At 58.9% G+C, this 22,022-nt stretch carries 19 protein-coding genes and 1 pseudogene; 15 read left to right on the top strand and 5 right to left on the bottom strand.

The features are described 5' to 3' along the window. The first annotated feature begins 292 nt into the window (after window positions 1-292). Window positions 293-853, top strand: coding sequence for an ADP compounds hydrolase NudE (gene nudE, locus CINSTRO3249_RS00570; protein WP_074011744.1), 561 nt, complete (start codon window positions 293-295; stop codon window positions 851-853). Between the two features lie 42 nt (window positions 854-895). Here the strand turns inward: nudE and mrcA are convergent, their stop codons facing one another. After that, entirely contained in the window at window positions 896-3,454 is a 2,559-nt protein-coding gene (gene mrcA / locus CINSTRO3249_RS00575) for a peptidoglycan glycosyltransferase/peptidoglycan DD-transpeptidase MrcA (RefSeq protein ID WP_074011725.1), read from the bottom strand. A 118-nt stretch (window positions 3,455-3,572) separates the two neighbouring features. On the opposite strand from mrcA, the gene CINSTRO3249_RS00580 reads away from it, so the two are divergent. The 12 genes from CINSTRO3249_RS00580 (at window position 3,573) to CINSTRO3249_RS00635 (ending at window position 15,150) form a co-directional block, all read left to right on the top strand. Then, on the top strand, window positions 3,573-4,430 hold the full coding sequence (locus CINSTRO3249_RS00580) for a hypothetical protein (RefSeq protein WP_074011726.1): 858 nt from the start codon (window positions 3,573-3,575) through the stop codon (window positions 4,428-4,430). Then, window positions 4,427-4,951 carry a PilN domain-containing protein gene (locus CINSTRO3249_RS00585; protein WP_125933081.1) on the top strand — a complete coding sequence of 175 codons (525 nt, stop codon included), beginning with the start codon at window positions 4,427-4,429 and terminating at the stop codon, window positions 4,949-4,951. Before CINSTRO3249_RS00580 ends, CINSTRO3249_RS00585 begins: the two co-directional genes overlap by 4 nt. After that, entirely contained in the window at window positions 4,948-5,613 is a 666-nt protein-coding gene (locus CINSTRO3249_RS00590; RefSeq protein WP_074011728.1) for a hypothetical protein, read from the top strand. Before CINSTRO3249_RS00585 ends, CINSTRO3249_RS00590 begins: the two co-directional genes overlap by 4 nt. A gap of 130 nt (window positions 5,614-5,743) precedes the next feature. Continuing rightward, window positions 5,744-7,240, top strand: a complete 1,497-nt coding sequence (locus CINSTRO3249_RS00595; protein WP_174249709.1) for a secretin N-terminal domain-containing protein — start codon at window positions 5,744-5,746, stop codon at window positions 7,238-7,240. A gap of 334 nt (window positions 7,241-7,574) precedes the next feature. After that, window positions 7,575-8,096, top strand: coding sequence for a shikimate kinase AroK (gene aroK / locus CINSTRO3249_RS00600; RefSeq protein WP_011412117.1), 522 nt, complete (start codon window positions 7,575-7,577; stop codon window positions 8,094-8,096). Window positions 8,097-8,136: 40 nt separating this feature from the next. Next, window positions 8,137-9,222 (top strand): 3-dehydroquinate synthase, encoded by a 1,086-nt coding sequence (aroB, locus tag CINSTRO3249_RS00605; protein ID WP_074011729.1) that lies wholly within the window; start codon window positions 8,137-8,139, stop codon window positions 9,220-9,222. Between the two features lie 105 nt (window positions 9,223-9,327). Further along, a complete protein-coding gene (locus CINSTRO3249_RS00610; RefSeq protein WP_074011730.1) occupies window positions 9,328-10,371 on the top strand; it encodes an SPOR domain-containing protein in 1,044 nt (347 codons plus the stop codon). An 87-nt stretch (window positions 10,372-10,458) separates the two neighbouring features. After that, a complete protein-coding gene (dam, locus tag CINSTRO3249_RS00615) occupies window positions 10,459-11,271 on the top strand; it encodes an adenine-specific DNA-methyltransferase (RefSeq protein WP_074011731.1) in 813 nt (270 codons plus the stop codon). Window positions 11,272-11,317: 46 nt separating this feature from the next. Beyond that, window positions 11,318-11,998, top strand: a complete 681-nt coding sequence (gene rpe, locus CINSTRO3249_RS00620; protein WP_074011732.1) for a ribulose-phosphate 3-epimerase — start codon at window positions 11,318-11,320, stop codon at window positions 11,996-11,998. After that, complete coding sequence (locus CINSTRO3249_RS00625) at window positions 11,991-12,698, top strand: phosphoglycolate phosphatase (protein WP_074011733.1); 708 nt, start codon at window positions 11,991-11,993, stop codon at window positions 12,696-12,698. Before rpe ends, CINSTRO3249_RS00625 begins: the two co-directional genes overlap by 8 nt. Next, on the top strand, window positions 12,695-13,699 hold the full coding sequence (gene trpS / locus CINSTRO3249_RS00630) for a tryptophan--tRNA ligase (RefSeq protein ID WP_074011734.1): 1,005 nt from the start codon (window positions 12,695-12,697) through the stop codon (window positions 13,697-13,699). The genes CINSTRO3249_RS00625 and trpS overlap by 4 nt, the downstream gene beginning before the upstream one ends. Window positions 13,700-13,869: 170 nt before the next feature. Further along, entirely contained in the window at window positions 13,870-15,150 is a 1,281-nt protein-coding gene (locus CINSTRO3249_RS00635; protein WP_074011735.1) for a cytosine deaminase, read from the top strand. An 11-nt stretch (window positions 15,151-15,161) separates the two neighbouring features. On the opposite strand, the gene CINSTRO3249_RS00640 is transcribed toward CINSTRO3249_RS00635, so the two are convergent. Then, on the bottom strand, window positions 15,162-16,622 hold the full coding sequence (locus CINSTRO3249_RS00640) for an aminotransferase-like domain-containing protein (RefSeq protein ID WP_074011736.1): 1,461 nt from the start codon (window positions 16,620-16,622) through the stop codon (window positions 15,162-15,164). A 265-nt stretch (window positions 16,623-16,887) separates the two neighbouring features. On the opposite strand from CINSTRO3249_RS00640, the gene CINSTRO3249_RS00645 reads away from it, so the two are divergent. Continuing rightward, a complete protein-coding gene (locus CINSTRO3249_RS00645; RefSeq protein ID WP_254304266.1) occupies window positions 16,888-17,055 on the top strand; it encodes a YjiS-like domain-containing protein in 168 nt (55 codons plus the stop codon). A 297-nt stretch (window positions 17,056-17,352) separates the two neighbouring features. On the opposite strand, the gene CINSTRO3249_RS00650 is transcribed toward CINSTRO3249_RS00645, so the two are convergent. Both CINSTRO3249_RS00650 and tsgA read right to left on the bottom strand, forming a co-directional pair. After that, window positions 17,353-18,363 (bottom strand): HoxN/HupN/NixA family nickel/cobalt transporter, encoded by a 1,011-nt coding sequence (locus tag CINSTRO3249_RS00650; RefSeq protein WP_074011738.1) that lies wholly within the window; start codon window positions 18,361-18,363, stop codon window positions 17,353-17,355. Window positions 18,364-18,730: 367 nt separating this feature from the next. Next, window positions 18,731-19,930, bottom strand: a complete 1,200-nt coding sequence (gene tsgA, locus CINSTRO3249_RS00655) for an MFS transporter TsgA (RefSeq protein WP_074011739.1) — start codon at window positions 19,928-19,930, stop codon at window positions 18,731-18,733. A gap of 74 nt (window positions 19,931-20,004) precedes the next feature. Here tsgA and CINSTRO3249_RS00660 point away from each other — a divergent pair, with 74 nt between their 5' ends. After that, window positions 20,005-21,342 (top strand): flagellar biosynthesis protein FlhF, encoded by a 1,338-nt coding sequence (locus tag CINSTRO3249_RS00660; protein WP_254304267.1) that lies wholly within the window; start codon window positions 20,005-20,007, stop codon window positions 21,340-21,342. Between the two features lie 9 nt (window positions 21,343-21,351). Here CINSTRO3249_RS00660 and CINSTRO3249_RS16145 read toward each other — a convergent pair. Beyond that, window positions 21,352-21,962 (bottom strand): annotated as a pseudogene (locus CINSTRO3249_RS16145) (IS1 family transposase); the annotation flags it as partial. Window positions 21,963-22,022 lie beyond the last annotated feature (60 nt).

Below are 22,022 nucleotides of genomic sequence, written 5' to 3' on the forward strand. Positions count from 1 at the left end.
TCGCTGCTGCTGCTGCTAGACATGGGCCTGCGGCGGGCACAGGAGGTCATCGGCGAATAACAGGCATAATAACCGATACTGGGGCGAGAGTAACAAGCCCGCTGTTGCGGATATATCAGCATTTTCCTATTTTATGGGTCGAGAGTCGTAATTGCGCATTGTCGCCTTGACGCGGTGAAAAGTGATGCTGCGCAGACAAGTTGCAGCCTGGTCCATTCTTAACGCACAATGTTGAGCAACCCGATGGACGGGCGTCTCTCCTGGCCATCCTGTGCGCAATCTCGGGAACGATATGGATAAGAATCTGCAAAAACCCAAAATACATCGCGTGGCGACCGTTGCCCAGTCCCGCCTGTTCACGGTGGAGTCGGTCGATCTTGAGTTCAGCAACGGCGCGCGGCGGGTCTATGAGCGCATGAAGCCTTCCCATCGCGAAGCGGTGATGATCGTACCGGTGCTGGACGACCATCTGCTGCTGATCCGCGAATACGGCGCAGGCATTGAGGATTATGAATTGGGGTTTCCGAAAGGACTTATTGACCCCGGCGAAGGGGTGATGGAAGCGAACAACCGCGAGCTGATGGAGGAGGCGGGCTTTGGCGGGCGCCACTTTACGTTTTTGCGCCGCCTGAGTATGGCGCCGTCTTACTTCTCCAGCAAAATGCACATTGTCGTGGCGCAGGAGTTATATCCACAGCGGCTGCAGGGAGATGAACCAGAGCCGTTGCCGCTGGTGCGCTGGCCGATAAGCCGAATGCTGGCGCTGCTGGACGAGCCTGATTTTTGCGAGGCGCGCAATGTGAGCGCGCTGTTTCTCGCCCATGCCTGGCTCAATCGGGCACCGTCAGAATAATGAGCCCGGGCCGGGTCCAAAGACATCCGGCCCGGCGGGCGGTCAGAACAGTTCTTGCTGCTGGCCGTTGTCCATCAGCGTCGTGCCGACTTCATGGACTACCCGGTCTTTCGGCTGGGTGCCGTCGATAAAGTATTCCGGCCGGCTGTTGCCGCCGCCGTCGGACAACTTACCGCTGCTCTTATCGATAGTCACGGTAACGATGCCCGGCGGTGGGTCCTGTTTCTCTTCTGGGATACCGTCCAGCGCTATCTTCATATACTCATCCCAGATAGGCTGGGCGCTTTTAGCGCCGCCCTCGGCACCGGAAATCTGATCGCTGATGGCGCCGGAAGCCGAGCTTCGGCCCAAATTGCGGCGGTGATCGTCGAACCCTATCCATACCGTGGTGACCGTGCCGGGGCCGTAGCCGGAGAACCAGGCGTCTTTGGAGTCGTTGGTGGTACCGGTTTTACCGCCGATATCATGACGCTTCAAATCGCGGGCGGCACGCCAGCCGGTACCCATCCAGCCGGGTTCGCCGAAGATGTTGCTGTTAAGAGCGTCGCGCATCAAAAACGACAGCGGCGTGCTAATCACGTGGGGGGCATACAGCTGTTCGCCGTCCGCCGCCGCCTGCGCCGGTGAAACCCGTTCCAGCCGCGGCATCGGCACCGTGCCGTTTTCGTCGGCCTGACGGGAGACGGCCACGTTTTCCATACTGTCGTCCGACAGCACCGCCGATTTCGGCGTATCACCATAGATAACCGGCAAATCACAGCTGCCGCACACCACTTTGGGTCTGGCGGTAAACAGCACCTGATCGTTTTCATCGGTGATTTTGGTGATGAGGTAAGGGTCGACCAGATAACCGCCGTTGGCCAGTACCGCATAGCCCCGCACCAGCTGCAGCGGCGTGAAGGACGCGGAACCCAGCGCCAGGGATTCGGTGTGGACAATATTCTGCGCCGGGAAGCCGAAACGTTGCAGATATTCCGCGGCGTAATCCACTCCCATGGCGCGCATAGCGCGCACCATCACCACGTTTTTCGACTGCCCCAGGCCCTGGCGCAGGCGAATCGGGCCGGAATAGGTCGGCGGCGAGTTGCGCGGCCGCCAGTCGGAGCCGGCGCCGGCATCCCAGCGGGAAATCGGCGCATCATTAAGAATGGTCGCCAGCGTCAACCCTTTATCCAGCGCCGCGGTATACAGGAACGGCTTGATGTTGGAACCCACCTGGCGCAGCGCCTGGGTGATACGGTTGAATTTGCTCTGATTGAAGTCGAAACCGCCGACCAGGGCTTTCACCGCGCCGTCCTGCGGACTCAACGATACCAGCGCAGAATTGACGTCCGGGACCTGGGAAAGCGACCAGCCGTCCTCCGTTTGCTGCACCCAGACTTGCTGCCCCGCCTGCACCACATCGGTGACTTTTTTCGGCGTCGGGCCCTGCTGCGTGTCGCTTCTGAACGGCCGCGCCCAGCGCATGCCCGCCAGCGATAGCGCTACGTTGCTGCCGTCGACCATCATCGCTACCGCGCCGTCGACGCCGGTTTCGGTAATGACCGCCGCGTGCAATGGACCGTACACCGGCAGGGTTTTCAGCCGGTCGCGAATATGCTGCGCGTCCCAAGGCGACTCGCCCACTTTCCACAGGACGCTGCTCGGACCACGGTAACCGTGGCGCATATCGTAAGCCAGCACGTTGTTGCGCACCACGTTCTGCGCCGCCTGCTGCAGCGGTTTAGTGATAGTGGTATACACCTTGAAGCCGTCGGTATAGGCATTTTCTCCGTAGCGCTTGAGCATATCCTGGCGCACCATTTCCGACACGTAGGGTGCGGAAAAGTCGATTTCCGGCGCGTGATAACGGGCCACCAGCGCCGCGTCGCGCGCCTGTTCATATTCCGCCTGGGTGATGTAATTTTCATCGCGCATACGCGTTAGCACGGTGTTGCGCCGCGCCAGCGCCCGTTCGGGAGAATAGAGCGGGTTGAAGGTGGAAGGGGCCTTCGGCAAACCGGCTATCATCGCCATTTCGCTCAGCGTGAGCTGGCTGACGTCCTTACCGAAGTAGACCTGCGCCGCCGCGCCCACGCCATAGGCGCGGTAACCCAGGTAGATTTTATTCAGATACAGTTCCAGGATTTCATCTTTGGTCAGCAATTGCTCAATCCGTACCGCCAGAAACGCTTCTTTGATTTTACGAATAAGCGTCCGTTCCGGGCTCAGAAAGAAATTGCGGGCCAGCTGCTGGGTGATGGTGCTGGCGCCTTGTGAGGCGTGGCCGGACAGCAGGGCGATGGAGGCCGCGCGCAAAATCCCCACCGGGTCCACGCCGTGATGCTCGTAAAAGCGGCTGTCTTCGGTGGCGACAAACGCATGCACCAGTTCAGGCGGCATCTGATCGAGCCGGAGCGGGATGCGGCGTTTCTCACCGTACTGCGCGATAAGCTTGCCGTCCGCCGAGAAGATCTGCATCGGCGTCTGCAGGCGGATGTCTTTCAGCGTCGCCACATCGGGCAATTGGGGCGCAATATAGCGGTACATGCCATATATCGATGCGGCTCCCAAAAAAATGCAACACACTGCAAAGATAAATAAATATTTTACGAACTTCACCTGAGAATTCCCATTTTTTGTCATTTGGGCAGTTTATAAACAACCGCGCGCTAGTATAAAGGTTAGCCTTGCTATTGGATACGTAATTTAAGTCCCGGGCCTCAGGGAAGGAGGAACCATGGCGTTTGACCGCTGGCGGATCGGTATGGATATGGCGCCTGACGTGCTGCGCGCGCTGGCGTTGTCGCGCGATGGCGCCCAATGGCGCTGTCGCGGCTGGTGGCAATTTCCTTTGCCCATGGCCCGGGATGCACAGGGCGATCCCTGCCCTATGGCGGGCACCGTCGAGGCGCTGCGCCGCTGGCGTCGACAGCTTCCCCGGCGCTTGTCTGTGCGGCTTTGCCTGACCGGGCTACCGGTCACCCTGACGCGCCTGCCCGCACCCGATCGCCGCCTTGGTGAAACCGCCCGCGGCTGGTACCTCGAGAGCCAGCTGCGCCGGCGTCTGCCGAGTCTGCCGGCGGCGCTGGCCTGGGACTGGTGCCATGACGCCGCGCACCCTGAGCGCGTGCTGATCGTCAGCGCCCGGCTGTCGGCGCTGCTCCCGTGGCGCCGCTGTCTGCGCGCCGCCGGTCTGCCTGTACACCGCCTTGATATCGCCGCCGCCGCGCTACGCCGCATGGCGCGGGCGTGCGGCCGTCATCCCGCTTTGCCGCTGGTGCATCAGTGCTTCAGCGGCGCTTATCACGTCGCACCGCTGGCGCAGCCGCTGGACTTTGTCTTTAGCACCGCGTCGGCGCCGGCCTGCAATTTTACCCGTACTGAACCCGGCACGGTTCCCGAGGGGGGTGAACTCTGGTCGCCGTTTGACGCCTTGCGCGCCGTATCAGAGCGCCCATCGGCGCCGCACGTGCGTTGGTGGCCGGGCGGCGGGCCGGCAGACGGCGGGCCGGTGCCGCTTCCCGACTGGCCGGCGGCCTGGGTGATTGCCGTCGGGCTGGCGCTGGCGCCAGAAGAGCGGCTGTGGAGCAGGTGAACCTGTGGCCCTGGCGGCAAACACGCCGGCGGCGTCGTCTCCGCTGCCTGCTGCTGCTGGCGCTGGCGCAGTGGCTGCTGATGTTGGCGCTTATTGGCGCGCCTGCCGTCTATTGGCGCCAGCAGCGTCTGGCGCTGGAAACGAGTCTGGCTGACATGCCCTTGCCCCGTGAGGCGTCCCTGGCGGGGGCGGCCGCCCCCGGCGTCGCGCCAACGGTAAGCACGGCGCGAGAGCGCTTCCAGCTGTGGTTGGATAGCGGCAATCAACGCTATTTGCGTCTGTTTCGCCAATTGCCGGCGCTGCTGCCGCCGCAGCTGTGGCTGACGCATATCGAGCAGCGCAACGGCCGGCTCTATATCAGCGGCTGCAGCGAGGGGTATTCGCCCGTGGTGGTTCTGCGGCGTCGGCTGGCGGGCCACGCGCTGCTGCCCGATGTGCGCTGGCGGGAGGTCAGGCAGCGGGACGCGGTACGCTGGCAATTTTTTTTGGAAGCGGACTGGCCGGTGGAGGATGCAGCATGACGTTGCCGGCGGCGGAAACAGGGCGCGATCGACGGATCATAAAATGGCTGTTGGGCTATGCGCTGTTGACGGTCGCCGTTATGGTTGCCGGCGGCGCAGGGGTCTTGCTGCCGGAAAAGCGGCGCCTGGAGCAGGTGCAACGTGCGTTCAATGCCCAGCTGCCAACGCACGGCGGTCACAGCGACATCGTCCTGCCGTTGCACGCGGAGAAGGCCGGGGCCGCGCCGCGGTCATCTCGCGGGGGAGCGGGAACGTGGCCGCCGCCGTCCGCCGCAAAAGCCGGTGCCGCGCCGACGTCCGTCGGCAGCAAAACGCAAACTGCGCCAACCGCCGGCGACAACGCGGGAGCGTGGCGCTGCCAGCGGTTGGCACAAGATCCTGTATCGCTATTCATGCCGCCGGGGCACGGCCCTCCCGCCGGGCTGCGCTGGCGGGTCACGCCCGCGGGAGACGAGGGGGGACGGCGCGGCTGGACGGTCGCGCTCACTACGGATTACGCCGGGCTTGAGCGTTTACTGAGCGCTATTGCGGCGCTGCAGGGCTGTCTCGGCCTGCAGGCACTATCGCTGAAAGCGACACCCGAAGGATTGATGCTGGATTTCAGATTAACGCCCGCAAACGAAAAGGAGGACGATAATGGGGAGAGGCCGGCTGGGGCATGACGGATCATGTCGCGCGAAACCGGGGACCGGACGGCTCGACGCCAGGTCATGTCCAGCGCTGGGACTGTGGCCGCTGCTGGCTGTCGTTTTTGCTGCCGCAGGGGTTGCGCGAGTCGCCTGTGCGGATGACGTGCCGGCGGCGGCAATCGTTGCGCCGGCAAGTGCGGCGGATGGACTGCCTGCGGTGGCGGCAATCGTTGCGCCGGTAAGTGCAGCGGATGGAATGCCCGCGGTGGTGACCTACGATCCGTCGGCGGCTACAGTGGAGGACTTGCCCGCGGCGGCCTACGATCCGCCCACGGCGGCTGTGGGCAATGACGGTGCGCCACCGCGGGATCCGTTCCGGCCGCCGTCCGCCGGCTCGTTCCCACGGGACAGCGCCATGGCGAAAGTGCGTTTGTCGGCCGACATGCCGCCGTCTTCCCTGTTTTCTCTGCGGCGCGGCGCCGTACCGGGCACGCTATCGCTGCGTGCTGATGATGCGCCGGTGCGGCAGGTACTGCAGGCGCTGGCCGCTTTGCGCGGGCTGAACCTGGTGGTGACGCCGGGCGTTGAGGGCGAGATTACGCTCAGGCTGCACGAGATGCCCTGGCGCCAGGTGCTTGAACTGATTCTGACGGCAGGCGGCCTGCAGCAGACGCATCAGGGACGCACGCTGGTGGTATCGCTGCAGGAAGCACCGGATAACCCGGGGCCGGGAAAGGCTGCGGCACCGGTGGCGCGGGAGGAGGGCGCGCCGCTGGTTAACCGGTTGATTACCCTGCAATACGCCGACGCGGCGGAGGTGGCAAGCAGCATCGACGCCAAGCGGAGTTCACTGCTGTCATCCCGGGGCAGCGTCCGGCTCGATAAGCGCACCAATTCGCTGGTGCTGCGCGATACCGCCTCCGCGCTAGCCGCCGTGGGCGATTGGATCGCCGTTTGGGATGTCCCGCTGGAGCAGGTGCTGATTACCGCCCATATTGTCACCATCAGCCGGGAAAACCTGCGCGAAGTCGGGGTCAATTGGCGTTATCCGGCGGAAAGTACGCAAGATGATGCGCGCGCGATCGCTAAAATGCCTGTCGGCGGACATTTGGCGCGTATGGGGCTACCGTTGGCACGCCTGAACGGCCGGATGCTGGAGCTGGAACTGACCGCGCTGGAGCAAGAAAATAAAGTGGATATTCTGGCGAGTCCGCGCCTTTATACCGCCCATCAGCAGACCGCCAGCATCAAGCAGGGGGCGCAAATCCCCTATCCGATGACCAGCGGGCACGGCAAGCACCCTTCTATCCAGTTTAAGGAGGCGGTTTTGTGTATGGAGGTGACGCCGCGCATTTTGCGCAACGGGCGCATCACGCTGGATTTACGGCTGAGCCAGAATGTGCCGGGCAGTGTCATCAAGCAAGGAGACAGTCAAAGCGTTACCATCGATACGGAAGAGATCAAAACCCAGGTAACGATTGCCGACGGCGAAACCATCGTGCTCGGCGGCATATTCCAGCATCAGAAGCAGCGAAGTCACGATCGGGTACCGCTGTTGGCCGATATCCCGCTGGTAGGGGCGTTATTTAAGCGCCAACGAGCTAATTATAAACAACATGAATTAGTTATTTTTATTACGCCCACTCGCATATCAGGATAGACTACCGGCCCTTGCATTGGACAAAAGCGGGGACGCGGCAACAATTTATGCGTTTTTTTCGTTATCAATTTGACGCTGTCGGCGATTTCGCTTACAAGGGTAACCCATTGAGCAACGCTGATTTTGCGTCAAATGTCCTACCGGTGGTGATACCGGGGATCCTGCTTGCGGTGTGGGCATCGATTTAATCGGTTGCCAAACTACCCGGAGTGTTGAGATAATTTTCGCCTGATTCTCGCACTAACGCTCATGAGGTTTCAGTTTAGGTCCCGCCGCTAATTTGATTGGCGGGGCGGGTTGTCATTAACGAATAATCTTAGTAATACCGAAAAACATGGCAGAGAAACGCAATATCTTTCTGGTTGGGCCTATGGGTGCCGGCAAAAGCACTATTGGTCGTCAGTTGGCTCAACAACTTAATATGGAGTTTTTCGATTCTGATCAAGAGATTGAGCGACGCACCGGGGCTGATGTAGGCTGGGTATTTGACGTGGAAGGCGAAGACGGCTTCCGCGATCGAGAAGAAAAAGTCATCAACGAACTGACCGAAAAGCAGGGGATTGTGCTGGCTACCGGCGGTGGCTCCGTGAAATCGCGCGAAACACGCAACCGCCTCTCCGCCCGCGGTGTGGTTGTTTATCTCGAAACCACCATTGAAAAACAGCTCGCCCGCACGCAGCGTGATAAGAAACGCCCGCTGTTGCAAGTCGAAGCTCCGCCGCGCGAGGTTCTTGAAGCGCTGGCTCGCGAGCGTAACCCGCTGTATGAAGAAATAGCGGACGTCACTATCCGTACCGACGAACAAAGCGCCAAGGTTGTTGCTAACCAAATTATCAATATGCTGGAAAGCAGCTAATCTGAATTAACGAGATGCCGAAAAGGTCATTGAGCGTCCCATGGAGAGGATTACCGTTACATTAGGGGAGCGCAGCTACCCGATTACCATTGCCGCCGGATTATTCAATGATCCGGCGTCTTTCTGGCCGTTGACGCGAGGCGATAGCGCCATGCTGGTCACCAACGACCGCCTCGCGCCTTTGTATCTGGAACCTCTGTGCCAGCGGCTGACCCAGGCCGGCGTCAAGGTCGATAGGGTCGTGTTGCCCGACGGTGAACAGAACAAATCGTTGACGGTGCTGGATCAGGTTTTCACCGCGCTGCTGGCCAAACCCCACGGCCGCGATACTACCATTATCGCGCTCGGTGGCGGCGTCATCGGCGATCTGGCCGGCTTCGCCGCCGCCAGTTATCAGCGCGGCGTGCGTTTTATCCAGGTACCCACCACGTTACTCTCGCAGGTCGACTCGTCTGTGGGCGGTAAGACCGCAGTCAATCATCCTCTCGGCAAGAACATGATCGGCGCCTTCTATCAGCCGGCGTCGGTAGTTATAGATTTGGACTGCCTCAATACGCTGCCGCAGCGGGAACTCTCCTCGGGCCTGGCGGAAGTCATCAAGTACGGTATTATTCTTGATGCGGCGTTTTTTGCCTGGCTTGAGGTCAATCTTGAAGCACTGCTGGCATTGGAGCCGCAGGCGCTGGCCTATTGTATCCGCCGCTGCTGCGAGCTGAAAGCGGACGTCGTGGCCGCCGATGAACGCGAGCAGGGCCAGCGTGCGCTGCTGAATCTCGGCCACACCTACGGCCACGCTATCGAAACCCATATGGGCTATGGCAACTGGCTGCATGGCGAAGCCGTGGCCGCCGGCATGATGATGGCGGTGCGCACCGCGCGTCGGCTTGGTCAATTTAGTGATGCCGATGCCCAACGGGTCAGTGCGCTGCTGCAGCGGGCCGGCCTGCCGGTGAGCGGCCCGGCGGAAATGGCGCCGGAAGATTACCTGCCGCATATGATGCGCGATAAAAAAGTCATCGCCGGCCGGCTGCGTTTGGTGCTGCCGGTGACGCTGGGCAATGCACAAGTGCGCACCGGCGTGGCTGATGATATGGTGGTGGCATCTATTAAGGATTGCCAGGCCTGAGCCGGCCGGCCGCGCGCTTGGGCGCGTCGGCGAGGCCGGTTTATTGTGATAAACCCTTCCCGTGCTCTGGCGCGGGAAAAACCCCTCTCAGTCGGAGAGTTTTATATGGATGAGTTCAAGTCGGAAGACGAACTGAGACCCGATAGCAGCGATCGCCGTCCCCCCCGCCAGCGGAAAGGTCCTACCGTGCCGAAGGTGCCGGTATCCAGACAGCATTTAATGATAGGTATCGGCATTTTAGTGCTGTTGTTGCTGGTAATAAGCATCGGTTCAGCGCTGAAATCACCGTCCCGCACCGATTCAGATCGCCAGGGAGCGAACAATAACGGTCAGCGTAATATCGATCTCTCCGGTTCGACTTCCGGCGCTGACGCCGGTGCGTCTTCGCCTGGCGCTGCCGCGCCGGCGGCAAACAATGCACAGAACGGCGCGCCGGCGGCGGTCAACGGCAGTAACGGCGCGTCGGCCCCGCAAGAGCTGAGCGCGCCGCAGATTGCCTCTACGCCGACGCAAGCCGCGCCGGTGATCACGCCGAGCGGGCAGCAACGCGTGGAATTACCGGGCAACATGGCCGATGCCTTGTCGCAACAGGGGAGCCAGGTTAACGGCGTGGCCGCACAAATGAACGGTCAGGGGCCGGTTTCGACTCTGCCCACTGCGGCCGCCACCCTGACGCCGGGCAGCCGCGGCGGCGCGCAACACAAAGCGCCGTCGACCGCGCCGGTGAAGGCGCCCGCCGCCGTCCGCCGCGAGCCGAAACAAACGCCAATGGTGCCCAGCGCCGGCCGCCAGACCGCCAGCGCGCCGAAAGCGGCCGCCAGCTCTCGCGCCGCCGCGCCATCCGCGTCTTCCGCGTCCAGTGGCGCCGCCGCGGGTTCGATTCAATCTGCGCCCGCCGGTTATTACACGCTGCAGTTAAGCAGCGCTTCGCAGCCGGCGACGCTTAACGCCTATGCGCGCCAACAGCAACTGAGCCACTACTGGGTTTATCAGACCCGCCGTGACGGCAAGCCCTGGTATGTGCTGGTGAATGGGGTTTATCCTTCGCTGTCGCAGGCGAAAAACGCGGTGGCGCAACTGCCTGCCGATGTGCAGGCCAAAAAACCCTGGGCGCGACAAATCGGTCAGGTTAAAAAGGACCAAAATTAATTAAGCGTTCCTGAAGATAGCGCTGTAGCGCTATGGTAAACAGGGTACAATCCGCGGCTCTGAAGAGTGTGAGTAAGTAGCGAAGGCATGAAGAAGAACCGCGCGTTTTTAAAATGGGCCGGCGGCAAGTATCCGCTAATTGAGGTTATTCGCCGTCACCTGCCGGCGGGTGATTGTTTGATAGAGCCTTTTGTCGGCGCCGGTTCGGTGTTTCTCAATACCGATTACGATCGATACATCCTCGCCGATATCAACAGTGATCTCATCAATCTGTTCAATATCGTTAAAGAGCGCCCGAACGACTTTATCCGCGACGCCCGGGCATTATTTGCCGCTGACGCCAACATCTCTGAGGTGTATTACCTGCTGCGCAGCGAGTTTAATCTCTGCACGGACGCCCATCGGCGCGCGGTACTGTTTCTTTATCTCAACCGGCATTGCTACAACGGCCTGTGCCGATATAACCTGAGCGGTGAGTTCAACGTTCCTTTCGGCCGCTATAAAAAGCCGTATTTTCCAGAGTTAGAACTTTACCGGTTTGCCGAGAAGGCCAGCCGGGCGGTGTTTGTCTGTGAGCACTACCAACAAACGCTATCCCGCGCCGTACCGGGTTCGGTGGTATATTGTGATCCGCCCTATGTGCCGCTTTCGACCACCGCAAACTTTACGGCATACCATACCAACAGCTTTAGTTTGACCGAACAGCAGAACCTGGCGCGCCTCGCCAGCCAGCTGGCTCGCGAAAGCCGGGTACCGGTGCTGATTTCCAATCACGATACCGCGCTGACACGGCAATGGTATGGCGATGCGGTGCTGCATCATGTCACGGCGCGCCGCACCATCAGCAGCAATATCTTCGGGCGCAGCAGCGTAAGTGAACTGCTGGCGTTATATCTCTGAGCGGGGCCGTCCCGCCGCAGACTGACCGTAACTGACGGGAGACCGGATGAAAAACTTTTTAATCGCCCCTTCCATCCTTTCCGCGGATTTTGCCCGCCTGGGTGAAGATACCGCCCGGGTGTTAGCCGCCGGGGCGGACGTGGTGCATTTTGATGTGATGGATAATCATTATGTTCCGAATCTCACCATGGGGCCGATGGTGCTTAAAGCGCTGCGTAACTATGGCATTACCGCCCCCATTGATGTGCATTTGATGGTCAAGCCGGTCGATCGCCTGATGCCGGATTTCGCCGCCGCCGGCGCCAGTTACATTACCTTCCACCCGCAGGCGTCGGAGCATGTTGACCGCTCACTGCAGCTCATCAAGAAGCACGGCTGCAAAGCCGGGCTGGTCTTTAATCCCGCCACGCCGCTGAGCTGCCTTGAGTATGTGCTGGATAAGCTTGATGTCATTTTGCTGATGTCGGTCAATCCCGGCTTTGGCGGCCAGTCTTTCCTGCCCTCGACCCTGGATAAATTGCGCCAGGCGCGTCAGATTATCGATCGCAGCGGCAGGGATATCAGGCTTGAGGTGGACGGCGGCGTTAAAGTGGATAACATCGGCGCTATCGCCGCTGCGGGCGCCGATATGTTCGTCGCCGGCTCCGCCATATTCAGCCAGCCGGACTACCGAACCGTTATCGACGCCATGCGTCAGGCATTAGCGGGAGCGGCGGGGAATGCGTGAAGAACAGCCTATCCGCGGTATCGCATTCGATCTTGACGGCACGTTGACCGACAGCGCCCCCGGCTTAACGGCCGCGCTTGATCGGACGCTGTCAGAGCAGGGACTGCCCCAGGCCGGTCTGGCGCGCATTGCCACCTGGATCGGCAACGGCGCCGATGTGCTGGTGGCGCGCGCGCTGCGCTGGGCTACCGATGCCGAGCCGGATGCCGCGTTACAACGCGCCACCCGTCTGCGCTTCGATGAACATTATGCCGCGACGGTGGCAGCGGGCAGTTCGCTGTTTCCCGAGGTCGCACAGACGTTGGCGCAGTTGGCGCTTCGGGGGCTGCCGATGGCGGTGGTGACCAATAAGCCCACCCCCTTTGTCGCACCGTTGCTGGCCTCGCTCGGCATCGAGCGCCATTTTGCGCTGATTATCGGCGGCGATGATGTGACGGCCAAAAAGCCGCATCCCGCGCCGCTGTATTTGGTGCTCGGACATTTGGGGCTTTATGCCCGTGAGCTGCTGTTCGTCGGCGATTCGCGCAATGATATCCTCGCGGCCAAAGCCGCCGGTTGCCCAAGCGCCGGCATGACCTATGGCTATAACTATGGTGAAGCGATCACGCTGAGCCACCCGGATTACGTTCTGGACCGTTTTGCCGATCTTTTGCCCGTGCTCGGGCTGCCACCTTTCGTTAATCAGGACCGTTTAAAATGAGTAAGCCCATCGTATTCAGCGGCGCGCAGCCGTCAGGGGAACTGACCATTGGCAACTATATGGGTGCGCTGCGTCAGTGGGTCAGCATGCAGGATGAGTATGACTGTATTTATTGCATCGTCGACCTGCATGCCATCACCGCCCGTCAGGATGCCCAGCAGCTGCGTAAGGCAACGCTGGACGTTCTGGCGCTGTATCTGGCCAGCGGTATCGATCCGGCTAAAAGTACGGTTTTCATTCAGTCCCATGTGCCGGAGCATAGCCAACTGGGCTGGTTGCTGAACTGCTATACCTATTTCGGTGAGCTGAGCCGGATGACCCAGTTCAAGGATAAATCGGCCCGTTACGCCGAAAATATCAATGCCGGGCTGTTTGATTATCCGGTGCTGATGGCGGCAGATATTCTGCTTTATCAGACCAACCAGGTGCCGGTCGGGGAAGATCAGAAACAGCATTTGGAGCTGAGCCGCGATATCGCCAAACGGTTTAACGCGCTGTATGGCGAGATCTTCACCATTCCTGAACCGTTTATTCCCAAATCCGGCGCGCGCGTGATGTCGCTGCTGGATCCGACAAAAAAGATGTCGAAATCCGATGATAACCGTAATAACGTCATCACCCTGCTCGAAGATCCCAAATCCGTGGTTAAGAAGCTCAAACGCGGGGTAACCGACTCCGACGAACCGCCGGTGGTGCGCTATGATCCGATGGCGAAACCCGGCGTCTCCAACCTGCTGGATATTTTGTCCTGCGTGACCGGTACGCCGGTGGCGGAGCTGGAACAGGCGTTTGCCGGCAAAATGTACGGCCATCTGAAATCCGCCGTGGCCGATGCGGTGTCGGAAATGCTGACCGCGTTGCAGGCTCGTTACTACGCCCTGCGCGCCGACGAAGCTTATTTGAATCAAGTGTTACGGGACGGGGCGGAAAAAGCCCGCGCTCAAGCCAGCGTAACCTTGGCCAAGGTCTATGAAGCCGTCGGCTTTGTCGCCAAACCCTGAGTCATTTATACCCTACGCGTGCCGGGCCTGATCTTGATAGGCCGGGCCGCGCTTCGCGTCACCACGCTTTTTCCGCGACTCCCGGCAAAGGTAATGAATTATATGCGGTTGTTATTCTGCCGCGGTTACGCTATCTATCATGCAGGCCCCTGATAAAAGCGAGGTAACCTGTGCCGAATCCCCTGCTGCATACCATCAGTCACGTCCGGCTGCCCTGGCGTGAAGGTTTATGGCAAATCACCCTCGAGCAGGGAGTCATCCGCCGTCTGGCGCCGCAAAATCACGGTCAGCAGGACGGCGAAGGCGTCCTTAATGCCGAGGGCGGATTGGCGATACTGCCGTTTGTCGAACCCCACATCCATCTGGATACCACGCAGACCGCCGGTGACCCGCGCTGGAACGAGTCCGGTACGCTGTTTGAGGGCATTGCCCGTTGGGCCGAGCGCAAAACGACCCTGACCCATGAAGACGTCAAAACCCGCGCCTGGCAGACGCTGAAATGGCAGATCGCCAACGGTATTCAGCACGTACGCAGCCACGTGGATGTCTCCGACCCCTCACTGACGGCGCTGAAAGCGCTGCTGGAAGTCAAGCAGGAAGCGGCGCCGTGGGTGGATTTGCAGTTGGTGGCGTTTCCCCAGGAAGGGATCCTGTCTTTTCCAGACGGCGAAGCCTTGTTAGAGGAAGCGTTGCGGCTGGGTGCCGATGTGGTCGGCGCCATTCCTCATTATGAATTTACCCGCGAGTATGGCATCGCGTCGTTGCATAAAGCCTTTGCGCTGGCGCAAAAGTACGACAAGCTGGTGGACGTCCACTGCGACGAGATCGATGACGAACAATCGCGCTTTGTGGAAACCGTGGCGACGCTGGCGCTGGAGGCCCGGCTGGGCGGCAGGGTCACCGCCAGTCATACCACCGCCATGCATTCCTATAACGGCGCCTATACCGCGCGGCTGTTCCGCCTGCTGAAACTCTCAGGCATCAATTTCGTCGCCAATCCGCTGGTGAATATTCATTTGCAGGGCCGTTTTGATGATTATCCCAAGCGCCGCGGCGTCACCCGGGTGAAAGAAATGCTGGCGCAAGGGATAAATGTTTGCTTCGGCCATGATGATGTGTTTGACCCCTGGTACCCTCTCGGCACCGGCAATATGTTGCAGGTGCTGCATATGGGCCTGCACGTATGCCAGCTGATGGGATATGAGCAGATCAATAAAGGGTTGAACCTGATTACCACTAATAGCGCGCGAACGCTCAACCTGAGCGATTACGGCATCAAATGCGGCTATCGGGCCAATTTACTGATCCTGCCGGCGGAAAACGGTTTCGACGCCATAAGGCGCCAGACGCCGCCGCGCTACGTTATCCGTCACGGGCAGGTGATCGCGGAAACCCCGTCATCGCCATCGCGACTGTATTTAACGCAGCCGGAGAGTGTGGATTTCCGCTGAGCGGTGGGGTGTTACTGCTCGTCCTGCGCCGTTTCCGCCGCCGGGTTCAGCTTGGCGCAGGCCTCCAGCTGCTGTGCCACCGTTTCGCCGATGCATTTTACCGCGGCCTCGATAGCCGGTGTCATGCGGTTGGCATAATTGAGGCGCAGGCAGTGGCGGTATTTCCCGGAGGCGGAGAAAATCGGTCCCACCGCCACCTGTACGCCCTTGTTTTCCAATTGACGGTTCAGCCGCACGGTATCAAACGCCGGCGGCAACTCTATCCACAGCAGAAATCCCCCCTGCGGTCGGCTTATCCGGGTTCCTGCCGGAAAATACCGCTGCACCCACTCCGTCATAATGTCGCGATTAAGCTGATAGCGGGCGCGCATCCGGCTCACGTGCTTGAGGTAGTGCCCCTGACGCAGAAATTCGGCGATGGCCAGCTGCGGCTGCGTGGCGGTGGCGCCGGTGCCGATATATTTCATGTGCAGTACCTGCTCCATATAGCGCCCTGGCTCGATCCAGCCGATACGCAATCCCGGCGCCAGCGTTTTGGAAAATGAACTGCACAGCAGCACCCGGCCATCTTCGTCAAAGGATTTTATCGTCCGCGGCCGGGGGTAGTGATAGGCCAGATCGGCATAAACATCGTCTTCAATGATCGGCGTATCGTAACGTTGCGCCAGCGTCAATAACGCCACCTTGTGGGCGTCCGGCATGATATAGCCCAGCGGATTATTGCAGTTGGGCGTCAGTTGGATAGCTTTGATTGGCCACTGTTCGAGGGCCAGTTCCAGCGCCTCCAGACTGATACCGGTCAGGGGATCGGTAGGGATTTCCAGCGCTTTCATGCCGAAACCCTTCAGGATTTGCGTGACGCCGTGAAAGCTGGGTGAGTCTACCGCCACAATATCCCCCGGCCGGCATAGCGCATGAATGGCGATAGACAACGCTTCGTGACAGCCGGTGGTGATGATGATCCCTTCCGGCGCTACGTGGCTGCCGCTGTCTATAATCAGCCGCGCGATCTGCTCGCGCAGCGGCGCGGAGCCGCTCAGTTCATCATAATGCATGCTGCGCAGGTCCGGGTGCAGCGCCACGCGACTCATCAGGGTTCGCAGCGGTTTCAGGGTGGTGGCGGTAACGTCAGGTACGCCGGGCCCTAAATGAATGACGTCGCGGGCGCTGCGGGTGCGGGTCAGTTGCAGCACCAGGTCCCATTGCGAAATCTCCACCGGTCGCTGCGCGGGCCGGCACATTTCCGGCAGTGCCGGCAGTCCGTGCTGCTGACAGACGAAATAGCCGGATTTGGGGCGGGCGGTAATCAACTGGCGGTGTTCGAGCACGCGATAGGCCTGCTGTACGGTGCTGATGCTTACGCCATGTTCCACGCTCAGCGCGCGCACCGAGGGCAGGCGCTGGCCGCGGTTGTACAGCCCTTGTTCAATGCGTTCGCCGATGATGTCGGCCAGATGATGGTAGCGGGTCATAGTTGCCTCATACAGATGGCCGTGTCAGCGGAAAAACCGGTACAGATCGTACTTAAGAATACCATTATAGATGAAATAATCTCAATCTGTATGCTTAAAATAGTGCCTTTCTGAATCTGTACCGTATTGAGGCAATCTTCCATCATAGCCCTGTCCCTCAGCCACAGGAGCTATGATGAAAACGCCACCGGAATACTCTACCGCCTTACTTATGGCGCAATCTGACCCCGCCGTTTGCCCGGCCGCTGTGGGTCGGTCAGGCTTTGTGCGCCGTCTCTGGGCGCGGCTTCGCCGCTGGCGGCTTTACCGGCGCGACAAACGTATCTTACTCGGCCTCAGTAACGATCAACTGCGGGACATCGGTTTGACGCGCGACGACATTCATCGCTACAACGAGACGCTACACCCGCGCTGGCGCGCCGGTCGGCGCTAAAGACGACCACAGCGGATGCGGCAGGGCGTCTGGCCTGCAAGGTCTCCGCGTTGGGTAAGAATACCGGCCATACTGGGCGCCCGGGGTTGACGGCGCCATCGTCGGGCAAGAATACCGGCCATGCTGGGCGCCCGGGGCTGAAGGCGCCATCGCCGGGCAAGATTATCGCCCGCGCCGGGCACCCGGGGTTGACGGCGCCATCGCCGGGCTTCGCGCGCCTTCAGGCGCGACGGTGCCAATCGTGGTCTCTCTGTGCTGATGCGAAATTCAACGCGCCAATCCGGGTGTGCGGTTTTGTCAGATAGGCAACTGATCGTAGCGCCGCCAGCGGTAATTAAGCACCGATATTCCCCAGCACACGGCAAACAGTCCAATCACCACAAAACCGGCGTTGCCCAACTGATCATTAAGTGAGGCGACCAGCCGCCAGGGGGCGCCCTGCAGATCAAACTTTTCCGCCAGCAGCCCTGCCGCCTCGAGTCCGCCGATGAACAGCGCCACCAGCACCGAGGTAGCAGTGACGGTCATATTGTAATAAAGCCTGCGTTGCGGCTTATTCAGCGCCCAACCATAGGCGTTAATCATCATCAGATTATCCAGGGTGTCCACCAGCGCCATGCCGCTGGCAAACAGCGCCGGGAAGATCATTATCGACCAGATAGCGATACCCGCCGATGCACCGGCGGCGGACAAGCCCAATAGACCCACCTCGGTCGCGGTATCAAACCCCAGCCCGAATAAAAAACCCACCAAGTACATATGCCAGCTTTTGCGCGTTAACCGGATCAATGCGCCAAACAGGCGGTACATCAGCCCGCCCCCCAGCGGCTCCTCGGGCGCCGCGCCGTTTCCCTGCTTGAGCCGGCGGAACCGGCGCCATATGCCTTTAAGAATAAGGAGATTGCTCAGCGCCATCAGCAGCAAAAAACCGCTGGAAACGGCGGATCCTATCAGACCGCCGTAGGTATGCAGCCAGCCCATATGGGCCCGAAAGGCGGAGGCCGTTAGCGCGATAGCGAAGGTGGCCAGAATGACGATTGTAGAATGCCCCAGGGAAAAAAATGCGCCTACTCCCGTCGGGCGCTGGCCCTGCTGCATCAATTGGCGGGTCACGGTGTCGATAGCGGCGATATGGTCGGCATCGACCGCATGGCGCAGGCCGTAGCTCCAGGCGAGCAGGCTGGCGGCGATGAGGGCGCTATTCTGTCCGAAAGCCAACAGCGCCCAGGTCCAGCTGAACAGATTGGCTCCAATCAGCGCCGCCAATAACAACGGGGCGCGAGAAACGGCAGGGGAAGCTCCGGTCATGGTCACAAAATCCTTATAGACAGGGAAAGGGTAAACGTGTGTGCGCGCGGGGACATCGTGGACCCCGCGACGGCTGACGGCGCACGCGGCATCTGGACGAGCTTCCCGGCGGCGGCCGGAAGCAGAGCTAACTGCGCAAACGATTGCGAGTCAGACTATCCACCCTCTAAGGCGCGCGAAACCACTATGACATGATGAAGGTGAGTGAACAAATAGTTGATGTTGAGTTGTATTAACGCCGCGCCGCCCGGCGATGGCTCACGGGCACGGTCGGCGTGACAGGAGAACCCGCACCCTGGCCGGCAGTTTGTCGTTAGCGGGGAGAAGGGGGAAGAGGCCGGCTTGGGGAACAAGCCGGCCTAGACGATCAGCCGATCGCCTGGCTATGGCTATGGATACGGTGACGACTGACAAAACCCAGCAGCAAGCACAGGACAAACACCGCCGCATACAACAGGTTGGCGGTTTGCAGCGCCGCGCTAACGCCGAAGCGGGCCACAATAGGACCGGTAACGACAAACGTCAACATGGTGCCGATGGTGCCACAGGTCAGGATAAAATTGATAAGCTTGGGCGACGTTACCTGGGTCTGCTGCGAGCCCAGCGTAATGATCGTGGTATAAATCGCGCTGGAAACAAAGCCCAGCGCCAGTAAACACCAGGGCAACAGAGCGGGATCGCCGGCGTGGATAAACCCATACATGAAAGCCGCCGACAGCGCCGCAAGCACCGTCACGATACGCTGCAAATCGAAGAAGCGCAGTAGGGCGCTAAAAACCCACATCCCTACCATATAAGCGGTCCAAAAGTTGCCTACCAGGCCGCCGGCCTGTTGAATATCCATATTGAAACGCGACGTCGCATATTCCGGCACCCAGGAGATAAAACCGAGCTGGCCCAAAATATAACAGAGCGCAGCCAGCGCCAGCAGCGCCACGCCCGGACCCCAGGACTCGCGTGTTTGCGGCGTCTGCTGACCCGTGGCGTCGGCGTCGCGCGCTTTCAGCACCGGAAAATCGGACAGCAGAGTAAGAACAAAAATCACCACATACACCCCGCCAATACAGGCATACACCCAGTACCAGGTAATATGGCGCGCTAGCAGCACGCCGGCCAGCATGGGGAATAGCATACCGGCCATACTGAAGAACGAGTCGGTAAACAACAGGCGCGAGCCGCGCTGCCGCCCCGCATACAGATGGGTGATCAGATAGGTGCCGATGGACATCGTGATGCCGCTAACCACCCCTAGGACAAACATCGACAGGGAGAATATCGTCAGATTATGGCCGCTCATTAACCCCAACACCGCCAGCACCATCAGCAGAAAACCGAACATTAACTGCCGTTTCAGCGGGATAATTTCCATCAGCCAGGCATTGAGGAAAATCGCCGCTAAAATGCCGGAGTTAAGGAACGTGAAGGTATTACTCATACGTGAAACGGGTAACTGGAAGTAGTCGGCGATGTTACCCAGCACCACGCCGGTGACGATAACCAACGCGCCCGTGAGACCATAGGAGAAGAAACTAATCCATGTTAGTCTTAATTTATTGTTTTTATTCATTTTAAACCTAGTTTTAATCTGCTAACGACCAATGAAAGCCTGGCCCCTGAAGCATAGGTATCTACACATTTATCGTGATACCTGTTATTACTTTGCAGAATGATTTCAACCTATCTGTTGGCGGGATTGACTCTCGCCTTACCCGCCGATATCAGACGCTGGTTAAACAGCATATGACGCCCGCGGCTCTTCTTGCTTCTGCGGTTAAAGACCTCGCAAGTGCTCAAAAATCAACTTTCGCAACTACCCAAGCTGTCTGGCGTTTTCTGAATAATAAGCGAATTAGCTTCAGTCAACTCAATGAGCCAATTATTTCGCTAGCACTTGAGCAAATTTCGCTTAGCCCGCATCCATACGCTCTCGTTGTTCATGATTGGTCACGTTTACAATTTCTTTACCATCATGCCAAATACGGACGCTTAAAAATGACGCACGGTGGCGATGTTGGATATGAACTTCAAAGCAGCTTGCTGGTTGATGCTGGCACGGGTTTGCCAATAGCGCCTCTATCTCAGACACTTACCGATGCAACCGGTTGTCATTCAACGTTGGCGGAAGGACTGTCCGAACGGCAGACACATATGGACGCCTTGACGACCGATATTGCCCGTGTGGAATCGCTTAATATAGGTAAAAAGCTGATTCATATAATTGATAGAGAGGGTGACTCTATTGGACATATGCGGACGTTGAGTACTCAAGGAATATGCTGGCTTATCCGAGGAAAAGAAGGACATGGTGCAGAGTGGCAAGGTAATTCATTGAAAATTGGTGAGATTGCTGCTCTTCTGCCATACAACGGATGCGGACAGGTAGACTGGAAAGGGAAAAAAGCTGATATGGAAATCAGTGAAACCTCGATAGTCATAACCCGAGCTGCGCAGCAGAAGCGTAAAGATAAAGAAACCGGCCGCCGCATAAAAATCCAACCTGGAGAGCCTCTGACGGTCAGATTGGTTGTTGTTCGGCTTACGGATGATCTCGGTAATGTGGTGGGACGCTGGACGCTGCTTACAAACGTTTGCAGCGAGATCACCTGCGAGGAAGTAGCTCGTTGGTATTACTGGCGCTGGAATATTGAATCATTTTTTAAGTTGCTGAAAGGTGCCGGACATGACGTAGAAACATGGCTTCAGCGCAGCGCGCCAGCCGTACTACGCAGGTTGTTAATAGCCAGTATGGCTGCTGTTCTGGTATGGCGGCTGCAACGCGCTGAAGGAGAAGAAAATGCGGCAGCCCGCCAGCTGATATGTCGCTTGTCAGGACGACAGCAAAAGCGAGGCCGCAGAGAGAGCGCTCCTGCTCTGCTCGCTGGCCTATCCATCTTGTTGAATACACTAAAATTATTATCGGAATATAGTCTGGAAGAACTTACTCATTTAGCGAGAGTTGCTCTTAAGCCTCCTCCCTGATGTGTAGATACCTATGCGTTTAATGCGGGTACGGAGCGTCAGGTTATTGCGCTCTATACGTTGCGTGAAGATCTTGCCAGTCAGATGTTTCTGCTTCGGCACCTCTCTTGCATAGCTGCCCCAGTTGTCACTGGTAATCATGCCGATGTTGAACGGCGTCAACAGAGCCAGCAATTCACGGCAGGTCTCATCGGTTCGGGGGCCAAAAGTGTAGGCTATAACGCCGCCCGTTTTGGTATTGTAAGCGTACCAGAGCCAGTGCTGTAGCGCCTTACTGCCAACGAAGCTCCATTGCTCATCAAGTTCACAGATAAGGGCGACATCGGCGTGAGCAACGGGAGAAGACGTTATCCGGCGGGGCGAGAGCTTTTTAAAGCCCGGATGACCGTGTTGATGCCGATTTTCAACGTTCTAGCGGTATCGCGAACACCGGCACCGTTGAAGGCCATATCAACGATCTGCTCTTTAACTCCCGGCTTTCGCGCTTCATAGCGGTAGGTAAGCTGGAATACACGGTGACAGCACTGACACCGGAAGCGTTCGCGCTTAGTTGGACTAAGGCCATGTCGATAAATTTCATCTGAATGGCAGCGAGGACAATGAACAGAAACTGTAACCACGTGGAAACCTCAAATAGAGGCAGAATATCACAAAAGTCAACTATTTGAAGGCATTACCGA

This window comes from Candidatus Sodalis sp. SoCistrobi, from assembly GCF_900143145.1.
GTDB lineage: Bacteria > Pseudomonadota > Gammaproteobacteria > Enterobacterales > Enterobacteriaceae > SoCistrobi.